Origin of the sequence: uncultured Virgibacillus sp. (assembly GCF_947495635.1) — a bacterium.
Lineage (GTDB): Bacteria > Bacillota > Bacilli > Bacillales > Amphibacillaceae > Virgibacillus > Virgibacillus salarius.
Genome location: NZ_CANMAB010000123.1, coordinates 1 through 10879, shown reverse-complemented (window position 1 = coordinate 10879; position 10879 = coordinate 1). Strand labels below are relative to the sequence as shown.

The following is a 10879-nucleotide window of genomic DNA, read 5'->3' as shown; positions in this document are numbered from 1 at the left end:
AAAAGATTCCAGCTATCATTTTTTGATAACTGGAATCTTTTTTAACTTCATAAGGGCTAGTTATGTCCCAGCCCCAACCAGCTGTTATAGCTGAACAGTAAATTATACAACTTTTTTCACTCATTTATAATAAATCCTTTTGGGATGAGGAAACGATAAATTATCCTTTATAAATTGGCCCAGCCTGCATAATATCAGCGCTTGCTTCCGTGAATTTTTGGAAATTCTGATGAAACTTCATGGCAAGTGATTTTGCTTCCGTTTGATAAGCGTTTTTGTCTTCCCATGTGTTTTCGGGAACTAAGACGTCATCGGGAACACCTGGAACTTGGATAGGGATTTCCAATCCAAAAATATTATCTCTTATTGTCTCTACACTATTGAGTTCACCTTCTAATGCAGCATGAATCATTGCACGTGTATAAGACAGCTTCATGCGTTTACCAATGCCGTAAGATCCCCCAGTCCATCCTGTGTTTACAAGAAACACGTTTGATTGATAAAAATCAATTTTTTCACCAAGCATTTTCGCATACTTTGCCGGAGCTAAAGGTAAAAATGGTGATCCAAAACATGCAGAGAACGTAGCCTGTGGTTCTGTCACTCCTCGCTCCGTACCTGCAAGCTTGCTTGTGTAGCCACTTAAGAAATGATACATTGCTTGCTCTTTTGATAATTTACTTATTGGCGGCAATGTTCCCGAAGCATCTGCTGTAAGGAAGATAATTGTATTTGGATGCCCAGCAATACTTGGCACTGCGATATTATCAATGTTTTCAATTGGATAGGCTGCTCTTGTGTTTTCTGTTAAAGTTGTGTCATCATAATCAGGTAGCCTTGTTTGTTTATTAAGAATAACGTTTTCAAGGACAGAACCAAATCGTATTGCATTATAAATTTGCGGCTCTTTTTCTTGAGATAAATGAATACACTTTGCGTAACATCCGCCTTCAATATTAAATACTCCATTTGGACCCCAACCATGCTCATCATCACCAATTAATCTTCTGTAAGGATCAGCAGATAAGGTGGTTTTCCCCGTGCCGGATAAACCAAAGAATAAAGCCACGTCTCCCTCTTTGCCAACATTAGCAGAACAGTGCATAGATAATACATCTTGTTGAGGTAGTAAGAAATTCATCACTGAAAAGATAGACTTTTTAATTTCACCTGCATATTCGGTACCACCTATTAGAATGATTCGTTTTTTAAAAGAAACAAGAATAAACGCTTCTGAGTTCGTACCATCTACTTCAGGATCTGCTTTAAAAGTAGGGGCTGATATTACTGTGAATTCAGCTTGATGTGATAGTAACTCATCAGCAGTTGGAGTTATAAATAACTGCCGTGCAAATAGATTGTGCCAGGCATATTCGTTAATAACTTGTATTGGTAAGCGATACGCGTGGTCTGCACCAGCAAATCCTTTAAATTGGAATAGCTCTTCTTTATTTTTTAAATAGGAAATAACCTTTTCATACAATCGATCAAATACAGATTCATCAATGGATTGATTTACTGTTCCCCAATCCACCTGCTGTTCACTTACTTCATCTGTAACAATAAATTTATCTTTTGGGGAGCGACCGGTATAAGATCCTGTTGTTGCTTGAACTGCACCTGTTGTGGTTAACATGCCTTCTTCTCTTGCTAAAATTCTTTCAACAAGCTGAGGTACGGATAAATTTGTTTGTAGCTGTTTATGCGTGTATAATTCTTTTACGAAAGACTTTTCTACCGTTTTCATGTTAAATACCTGCCTTTATGTGAAATTGTATTCACGTTCTTTTGTTGAACGACCAAATAATCCTGAATATGTTTATTAGTATAACACATTTAAGTTAATAGTCCATACTAAATATAAAATAATTTTTATAAGATGTTGAATGTTTACAGCAAAAAATGTCGTTCAGAATCTTTCTTTCCTTTAGTATGAGTAAAAAACTTCTGAGAATACAGTTAAACTAGTTGACACATTAAGCTTCTTCCGATAAGCTAAGTTTCGAACGGATACTCTCTTATTCAGAGTTGGTGGAGGGACAGACCCAATGAAGCCCAGCAACCATCACTTTAGTGAAAAGGTGCTAACCTGATGCAAGGAGATTTTTTTCCTTGAACAATAAGAGCGAAAGGCCAGCAATCCTTTCCTCATGACAAGCGGGAAAGGCTTTTTTTATTAGTTATAAAAATTCTACACGTAGATGACTAACTTTAACCCGATTATAAACATATTAGTCAATTTCTAAGCTAAATTGTCATTCGCCTGCGTGTACGTGTGAACCAGGAGTGACAATAGAATATACGGTAGTAGGTAATCTTTCTGGTGCCTTTCTTATTTCAGTTTAACCTTAGTACTTATTACTGAATGAGCATATTTGATAAATAGAGTTCCGTAATCGATATTTGAAGGAGGATTTAGCAACATGGCTGCTAATCGTCGTTTGTTTACTTCTGAATCAGTAACAGAAGGACATCCAGATAAGATATCTGATCAAATTTCAGATGCTATTTTGGATGAGATATTAAAAACAGATCCAAATGCCCGAGTGGCATGTGAAACAACTGTTACAACTGGACTTGTTCTTGTAGCGGGTGAAATATCCACTACTACTTATGTAGATATACCTGCTATTGTTCGTAAAACTATAAAAGAAATCGGATATACTCGCGCAAAATTTGGGTTCGACGCGGAGACATGCGCAGTATTAACTGCCATTGATGAACAATCACCTGATATTGCTGGTGGAGTTGACACAGCATTGGAAGCAAGACAAGGAAAAATGAGCGATCAAGAGATTGCTGCAATAGGTGCTGGTGATCAGGGTTTAATGTTTGGTTTTGCTTGTGATGAAACAGACGAATTGATGCCACTTCCAATCTCATTGGCACATAAGTTGGCAAAGCGTCTCGCTGACGTTCGGAAGGATAAGACATTAGAATACTTACGACCGGACGGTAAAACACAGGTAACCGTTGAGTATGATGAAAATGATCAACCTGTTAAAATTGATACCATCGTAATTTCTACACAGCATCATCAGGATATAGCTACAGAGCAAATAGAAAAAGATTTGATAGAGCATGTTATACGCCCTATAGTACCAAATGAGTTATTAGATGAGACGACTAAATATTTTATTAATCCAACTGGCCGTTTCGTTATTGGTGGACCTCAGGGGGATGCAGGTTTAACAGGTCGAAAGATTATTGTTGATACGTATGGAGGCTATGCTAGACACGGTGGCGGAGCGTTTAGTGGAAAAGACTCTACTAAAGTTGATCGGTCAGCTGCATACGCTGCCCGTTATGTCGCAAAGAACATAGTGGCTGCCAGGCTTGCCAAAAGCTGTGAAGTACAGCTAGCCTATGCCATTGGTGTAGCAGAACCTGTTTCTATTTCGATAAACACTTTTGGAACAGGTGTTGTAAATGAAGAGCAACTAGTAAAAGCTGTTCGAGAATTATTTGATTTACGACCAGCAGGTATTATTCGTATGTTAGACTTGCAAAAACCTATTTATAAAAATACTGCTGCTTACGGGCATTTTGGAAGAACAGACATTTTATTTCCATGGGAGAAGACAGACAAAGTTGAGCAATTGAAAGCACTTATTAAGTAGTAAAGTCTTGATCATCCTTTAGCTTCACAATGGTTATGATACGAAAAAAGGTAACCTAGCTGATTTAATCTTCTAGGCTGCCTTTTTTCATAGTCTAAATTACAATATTTTCCATAAGGATAAAGAAGGCGTGTTGAGCTGCGTCCAGCTCCAGCGCACAGAATCTAGGTGACTTCACGAATCGCCCTAATCTAAGTCATCATTGGCTTGCAAGCACACCGTGATTCCTTTATCTCCGTTGACTAGCTCCAATCGCTTTTGTTCTTGAAGTTACTTACCGGAATTTGTATATTTTTTGTAGTAGATTGCTTTATCTACATATGATTTTCGTACACGTTCCATCTCCGCGTAATCTTCTAGAGTTAAGTCTCGGATTACTTTTGCTGGTCTACCAAGAGCTAACGTATGTGGCGGAATCGTTTTTCTAGGTGGCACAAGGCTTCCGGCTCCGATAAATGCATTTTCACCTATTTCCGCACCATCAAGAATAATGGAACCCATACCAATTAAAGCTTTGTTTCTAATCATGGCGGAGTGCAGGGTCACTTGATGTCCGACTGTCACATCATCCTCGATAATTAAGGGAAGATTAGGGCTTTGATGAAGCATGGACAGATCTTGAATACTAATTCTTTTACCAATTTTCACAGGTGCAACATCTCCACGAACTACAGTTTTAAACCATATACTAGAATATTCATCAATTGTAACGTCACCGATGATGGTTGCATCCTCTGCAATAAATGCAGTTTCATGAATTTGTGGTTGTTTTTCTTTATATGAATGTATCATTTGAATCCTCCTGGATAATATGGTGATATAAACAGTATAACAAAATTATAGCGGGGACAATGTAGATTGGAGGCAGCAAGTTGAGCAATCATGTACCAAATAACCCAATAATTTTAATGGCAACCGTTTATCTGAAAATTTTTCCAGCTGTAAGGAAAGAGTTAGTTTATTGGCAAAAACGTGCTGCGGAAATTCCCGATCAAGAATTGAGAACTCAGGCTTTATCAAGTATTTCTTCCAAACGTTTTCATTGTCAAGGAGGAGCAGTTTATAGCATATTAGCACATCAAAACTGGCAGAAAGCTGTACGATTTATTGTTGCATATCAAACGATAAGTGACTATTTAGATAATCTTTGTGATCGTAGTAATTCTATGGATCCAGAAAATTTCCGATTGTTACATCATGCTATGATAGATGCACTATCTTGTAATGATAGTAAAACGGATTATTATAAGTATTTTGAAAGTAAGGATGACAAAGGGTATTTGAAAGAGTTAGTTAGAACTTGTAATGAAGCACTAGCATCACTAAATCACATTGATCTTTTCCAAGAGCATGCGCTTAAATTGGCAAAATTGTATATGGATTTACAGGTACACAAGCATGTGATCATGGAAGAACGTATACCACGATTAACAAAGTGGTCAGAGAATATGAATGCATATCCGTTAAGCTGGTATGAATTTTCAGCAGCAGCAGGATCTACGCTTGGAATATATTGTTTGGCCTGCTATGGGTTTGCTGGGAGACTTAGTTCAGACAGAGCAAGCCGATTAGTATCTGGATATTTTCCATATATTCAGTGCTTGCATATTTTACTTGATTATTATATCGACCAAGTGGAGGATAAAGAAGAGGAAGATTTGAACTTCTGTAATTATTACCCAGATCAAATCACGATGCAGGAACGATTTCGGCACTTTTTATTAGAAGCTCACGTTAATTCAACGATGCTACCAGATGCTCCATTTCATCAAATGGTACTGCAGGGTCTAGTTGGGTTGTATTTAGGAGATGAAAAGCTCAAGTTAATTGACGGCTCTCGTCAAATGAAGCGACAATTATTAAAAGCGAGTGGAGTAGCTTCGAAATTTTTTCACTGGAACACGAGAAGTTATTATTACTTAAAAAGATTAGTTACTAGTAGTCGACAGGATTGAGTAGCGGGAGATATTTTAAGGATGATATTCATAAAAAGGGAAAATGAAAATACGTATAGTAGCATAAAAGTGGAGGAGGTCCTCCACTTTACTGGTAGTCTAGGAAATTACAAAATTTGCCCATGTGGATAAATAGGCGCGTGTTGGGCCACGCTCAGAAACTAGGCGTACCTTGCATGGAGATAGACCATTATTATCTTTTTTGAATAGCGATTATAAAAGGCGGATTATTTTTTTGGTTAATAAAGCCATATTGTAAAACATGATACCATCGTTGATTTAACCTCATGACATGTTTTATTACAGCTTCCTTTTCTTCTTTTCCTCCTTCATGTCCATGATAGATCACAATTACGATCAATCCACCACGCTTTAAATACTTTAATATCGTATCGATTGCAGTAATTGTTGAAGTTCCTTTGGTTATAACTGATTTATTACCTTTTGGTAAATAACCTAAATTAAACACAGCCCCACCTAATAGAATTTCTTCGGAGGGTAAGTGTTTTTTTAGATTTGCGTGACTGTCAAGGATCAGGTCGACATTCTCACGGTTATTTTCTACTAGTTTTTGCTTCGTAGAACGAATCGCCTCCTGTTGAATGTCAAAAGCAATGACTCGTCCATTTTCACCGACAACTTTACTTAAAAATAAAGTGTCATTACCATTACCACAAGTCGCGTCAATTACCGTCTCATTTTTTTCTATAGAATTTTCCAATAAATAATGGGCATAATGTAATATTCCGTGTAACATGGTATACTCCTTTAATATGATGGTTAGACTTATTTTACCAGATTATACGTAGTATTGTCTTGACAAAGTGTATGGAATTCATTACAATTCTTATACATCATATACGATAATGACTATGCAAAGGATTAGTAATAAATCCCTACAGGAAAAGAGAGGCAGTGGTTGGTGTAAACTGTCCCTGGAAATTTATGAACTCACCTTTAATGTTGCAGAAGTGATAAAGTAGTTTCTGCCGTGGATCCACGTTACGGATCTCAAGTGAATGCAGGAATTTGCATTAATCTGGGTGGTACCGCGGGAAAAGCTTCTCGTCCCTTATAGGGATGAGTGGCTTTTTTTCGTTTACAAAAACATATGTAGAAGTAAAGGAGGAAATGTAATGAGTTTTCATCATCAACAAATTGAAAAAAAGTGGCAAACGTATTGGTTGAAAAACAAAACATTCAAAACGGATACATTTTCTGAAAAAGAAAAAGTTTATGCGTTAGACATGTTTCCATACCCATCTGGTGCTGGATTACATGTAGGGCATCCAGAGGGCTATACAGCAACAGATATTATTTCAAGAATGAAACGGATGCAGGGTTACGAAGTACTTCATCCAATGGGATGGGATGCTTTCGGTTTACCGGCTGAGCAATATGCGATTGATACTGGAAATAGTCCAGCGGATTTTACAGAACAAAATATTGCTGTTTTTAAGAGACAAATTCAAGCACTTGGATTTTCCTATGATTGGGATCGTGAAATTAGTACAATGGATCCGAATTACTATAAATGGACACAATGGATTTTTACGAAGCTTTATGAAAAAGGTCTAGCTTATATGGATGAGGTTGCTGTGAACTGGTGTCCTGCTTTAGGAACGGTTCTAGCGAATGAAGAAGTAATAGATGGGAAAAGTGAGCGAGGCGGTCATCCTGTTGTTCGGAAACCTATGAAGCAATGGATGTTGAAAATAACTGCTTATGCTGATCGCTTACTCGAAGATTTAGATGAATTGGATTGGCCAGAAAGCTTGAAGGATATGCAGCGTAACTGGATTGGGCGATCAGAAGGTGCTGAAGTACAGTTTTCAGTTGATCATTCAAATGAAACGTTTACGGTATTTACGACTAGACCCGATACACTTTTCGGTGCAACTTATGCTGTATTAGCTCCTGAACATCCAATGGTTGAAAAGATCGTGACAGATGAACAGAAAGCTGCTGTTGATACTTATATTAAAGATATCCAAACGAAATCCGATTTGGAGAGAACGGATTTAGCTAAGGATAAAACAGGTGTATTTACTGGGGCCTATGCCATTAATCCAGTTAATCAAGAAAAAATGCCAATATGGATCGCTGATTATGTATTAATGAGCTACGGTTCAGGAGCTATTATGGCAGTCCCCGCACATGATGACCGAGACTATGAATTTGCAGTTAAATTCGAATTGCCAATTGTAGAAGTGGTAGCCGGGGGAGAGATTACGAAAGAAGCCTATATGGGTGACGGTGAACACGTAAATTCTGATTTCTTAAATGGATTGGATAAAGAGAAAGCCATAGCAAAAATGATTGACTGGTTAGAGGAAACTGGTAAAGGTACGAAGAAAGTTACGTATCGTTTACGAGATTGGCTGTTTGCACGACAACGCTATTGGGGTGAACCTATTCCTATTATCCATTGGGAAGATGGATCAATGACCACTGTACCAGAAGAGGAATTACCGCTTGAGCTCCCTGCAATGGATAATATTAAGCCTTCTGGAAATGGTGAATCACCATTAGCAAATAGCGATTGGGTAAATGTTATCGATCCAGAAACGGGTATGAAAGGTAGAAGAGAAACAAACACAATGCCTCAGTGGGCAGGAAGCTGCTGGTATTTCTTACGGTATATTGATCCGAATAACCCTAATGAAATTGCGGATCCAAAAGCTCTTGAAGAATGGTTACCGATTGATATTTATATTGGTGGAGCAGAACATGCTGTCCTTCATTTGTTATATGCACGATTTTGGCATAAATTCCTTTATGATATCGGCGTGGTTCCTACAAAAGAACCGTTTATGAAATTATTTAATCAAGGGATGATACTTGGCGAAGGAAATGAAAAGATGAGTAAGTCGAAAGGAAACGTGGTTAATCCTGATGATATTATCGAATCGCATGGTGCGGACACACTTCGACTGTATGAAATGTTCATGGGACCGCTTGATGCATCCGTTGCTTGGTCAGAAAATGGCTTAGATGGCGCTAGACGTTTCCTTGATCGAGTATGGCGGTTAATTGTAGGTGAAAATGGAGAATTATCAGAGAAAGTAGTAGATGAAGGGAATACAGCCTTAGATAAGGTGTACCATGAAACAGTGAAAAAAGTAACAGATGATTTTAATCATCTCCATTTTAATACGGGTATTTCACAAATGATGGTGTTCATCAATGAAGGTTATAAAGCGGATAAACTTCCTAAAGCTTATATGGAAGGGTTCGTAAAGATGTTATCTCCAGTTGCACCACATGTGTCAGAAGAACTATGGAGTGTTTTGGGCCATACAGAAACGATCAGCTATGAACCATGGCCAACATACGATGAGCGTAAATTGGTTGAAGCTGAAGTTGAAATCGTTGTACAGATAATGGGTAAGGTACGAGCGAAAATTAGTGTTTCTAAAGACATATCTAAAGAAGAGCTGGAAAAAACAGCTTTAGAAAACGAAAAGATTCAAGCACTAATTGAAGGGAAAACTATTCGTAAAGTCATCGTAGTACCCGGTAAGCTAGTCAATATCGTAGCAAATTAATTGAAAGAAGACTCGCACATACGTATCATTAAAGACGAGCAAAATTATAATGAAGTGATAAAAGCTTTATACAGGCGAGATTTACTGTGGTCATTTCTCTCCTTGGATTTTACGTATAGTAGAATTAACAAAAGCCGAACGGGTTTGAAGGTGATTACCCCAGAAGTTAGAGTGAAAAAACTAACTTCTGAGGTAGGTACCAATTCGTTCGGCTTTGCTTTATGCTAAAATAGGTTCTTTATTTTAAGAGGGGATCCATTTAGTTTGTAAGATAATCCATTTGCCATTTTCAAAATACCAAATTGTTTCAACTGTTCCTAGCCTGTCCGCATGATAAGCCCCGCTTATTTGTTGATAACTTTTTAAACCATATCCTTTACTTTCACTAATTAATAATGGTTCGAAGAAGGCAATGGGATCAATCATTACAGATTTATTTGTTTCAAGTAATTTTCCTTCTTTATTGTATATACCAAGTCTTATATAATCATCAGCACGATTTTTGACATCTATTTGAATCGGTTTTTCACTTGGAGTTAATTGAATGGTAACGTTGAAATTATCTTCAAATTCACCACTAAGGTATGTTTGCTCAGGCAATGGTATATTACTTATTTTATCATTTGTGATGGTATCTAATTGATAATTATATAAACCACCACTTCCGCCCGTTGCGCTCTGATAAAAAATATCTTTAATAGTGTCATGGTTTAAGTCAATTAACTGTAGTGAAGGATCATAACCTCCATTGTAATTTATTTTCCACTTTTGATTATTGCTAGTAATAGAAGCCCAAACCTTTCGATAAAATGTCGTATCTGGTGAAAACAAAATACCTTTTAGCTCAATTTTTTCATGTTGACCATCACCAGTTACATCAGCTTCGTACGTATGAATTAATGTTGCCTTTGTTTCTGTTGCTTTCAAGTTATCAACAGATAATCCTAATGATACAAGAAAAATAAATATAATAGTAATCAAATACTTCATATACCATCTCTCCAATATTTTTTATTAATGCTAGTGTGTGTAAGGAAGTTGCAAGTTATCCTCAGAAAACGTATCATAAACATGAATGAACGATAAAGGGTGATAAGATGGAAAAAATAAATGAAATCTCTCCAGAAGAATTAGAAAGTCAATTAAAAGAAGGAATAGACATTGAGGTTGTTGATGTAAGAGAAGATGAAGAAGTAGCTCAAGGTATGATTAAAAATGCTAAACATATACCGTTACAAGAAATTCCAGATGCGATAAATTCATTGGACAAATCAAAACACCATGTATTGGTCTGTCGCTCAGGTCGAAGAAGTATGAGAGCAGCAGAGTTTTTAAGTGAAAATGGTTATAATGTGTCTAATATGACTGGTGGCATGCTTGAATGGAAAGGTGCTGTTACGAAGTAGAAGGGGAATTTTGATGAGAACAGAAAAAAGGGTTGACTTTTTTCTGTTCGAACTGTATTATATTTATTGCTGTCGCAAAAAAAGTAATACATTTAAAAAACATGTAATTTTTTATTGACAGTTAAATGGGATTGATGCTATAATAACAATCCGCGATATAGAAAATGTCGAATTTGTTCATTCGATTGTTTTTTATTGTTGTGAAATCAAAGTCGTCTTTTAGTTGACATAATCTCTTTGATTTGGTATTATATTAAACGCTGTGTTTTTGACAGCAGCAAACTAATTTGCTCTTTGAAAACTGAACAAAACAACCAGTATGTCAAGAGAAAAACATGCAACTGTTTTTT

Annotated in this window: 8 protein-coding genes, 1 riboswitch and 1 other annotated feature; of the genes, 4 read left to right on the top strand and 4 right to left on the bottom strand. The window is 36.9% G+C overall.

Going from position 1 to position 10879, the window contains the following annotated elements:
• Positions 1 to 160: 160 nt before the first annotated feature.
• Positions 161 to 1747, bottom strand: coding sequence for a phosphoenolpyruvate carboxykinase (ATP) (pckA, locus tag Q1A47_RS18485; RefSeq protein ID WP_166530996.1), 1587 nt, complete (start codon positions 1745 to 1747; stop codon positions 161 to 163).
• A gap of 268 nt (positions 1748 to 2015) precedes the next feature.
• Positions 2016 to 2126, top strand: a riboswitch (SAM riboswitch).
• Positions 2127 to 2423: 297 nt separating this feature from the next.
• On the opposite strand from pckA, the gene metK reads away from it, so the two are divergent.
• On the top strand, positions 2424 to 3620 hold the full coding sequence (gene metK / locus Q1A47_RS18480; protein WP_026681500.1) for a methionine adenosyltransferase: 1197 nt from the start codon (positions 2424 to 2426) through the stop codon (positions 3618 to 3620).
• A gap of 270 nt (positions 3621 to 3890) precedes the next feature.
• Here metK and Q1A47_RS18475 read toward each other — a convergent pair whose 3' ends face one another.
• The gene (locus tag Q1A47_RS18475) at positions 3891 to 4412 is read right to left on the bottom strand and encodes a gamma carbonic anhydrase family protein (protein WP_026681499.1); all 522 of its coding nucleotides are present in this window, start codon (positions 4410 to 4412) and stop codon (positions 3891 to 3893) included.
• 80 nt (positions 4413 to 4492) lie between these two features.
• Here Q1A47_RS18475 and Q1A47_RS18470 point away from each other — a divergent pair, with 80 nt between their 5' ends.
• Complete coding sequence (locus Q1A47_RS18470; RefSeq protein WP_246484929.1) at positions 4493 to 5575, top strand: tetraprenyl-beta-curcumene synthase family protein; 1083 nt, start codon at positions 4493 to 4495, stop codon at positions 5573 to 5575.
• Positions 5576 to 5768: 193 nt separating this feature from the next.
• Here Q1A47_RS18470 and Q1A47_RS18465 read toward each other — a convergent pair whose 3' ends face one another.
• Entirely contained in the window at positions 5769 to 6332 is a 564-nt protein-coding gene (locus Q1A47_RS18465; protein WP_121605561.1) for a class I SAM-dependent methyltransferase, read from the bottom strand.
• Between the two features lie 106 nt (positions 6333 to 6438).
• Positions 6439 to 6651, top strand: a binding site (T-box leader).
• Positions 6652 to 6711: 60 nt separating this feature from the next.
• Between Q1A47_RS18465 and leuS the strand changes: the two genes are divergently transcribed.
• Positions 6712 to 9123 (top strand): leucine--tRNA ligase, encoded by a 2412-nt coding sequence (leuS, locus tag Q1A47_RS18460; RefSeq protein WP_166530995.1) that lies wholly within the window; start codon positions 6712 to 6714, stop codon positions 9121 to 9123.
• Between the two features lie 243 nt (positions 9124 to 9366).
• Here the strand turns inward: leuS and Q1A47_RS18455 are convergent, their stop codons facing one another.
• On the bottom strand, positions 9367 to 10113 hold the full coding sequence (locus Q1A47_RS18455; RefSeq protein ID WP_166530994.1) for a hypothetical protein: 747 nt from the start codon (positions 10111 to 10113) through the stop codon (positions 9367 to 9369).
• 107 nt (positions 10114 to 10220) lie between these two features.
• On the opposite strand from Q1A47_RS18455, the gene Q1A47_RS18450 reads away from it, so the two are divergent.
• A complete protein-coding gene (locus Q1A47_RS18450; protein ID WP_026681494.1) occupies positions 10221 to 10529 on the top strand; it encodes a rhodanese-like domain-containing protein in 309 nt (102 codons plus the stop codon).
• Positions 10530 to 10879 lie beyond the last annotated feature (350 nt).

Coding starts and splice junctions, on each gene's coding strand:
- pckA (WP_166530996.1), bottom strand. CDS start 1,747: ATGAAAACGGTAGAAAAGTCTTTCGTAAAAGAATTATACACGCATAAA.
- metK (WP_026681500.1), top strand. CDS start 2,424: ATGGCTGCTAATCGTCGTTTGTTTACTTCTGAATCAGTAACAGAAGGA.
- Q1A47_RS18475 (WP_026681499.1), bottom strand. CDS start 4,412: ATGATACATTCATATAAAGAAAAACAACCACAAATTCATGAAACTGCA.
- Q1A47_RS18465 (WP_121605561.1), bottom strand. CDS start 6,332: ATGTTACACGGAATATTACATTATGCCCATTATTTATTGGAAAATTCT.
- leuS (WP_166530995.1), top strand. CDS start 6,712: ATGAGTTTTCATCATCAACAAATTGAAAAAAAGTGGCAAACGTATTGG.
- Q1A47_RS18455 (WP_166530994.1), bottom strand. CDS start 10,113: ATGAAGTATTTGATTACTATTATATTTATTTTTCTTGTATCATTAGGA.
- Q1A47_RS18450 (WP_026681494.1), top strand. CDS start 10,221: ATGGAAAAAATAAATGAAATCTCTCCAGAAGAATTAGAAAGTCAATTA.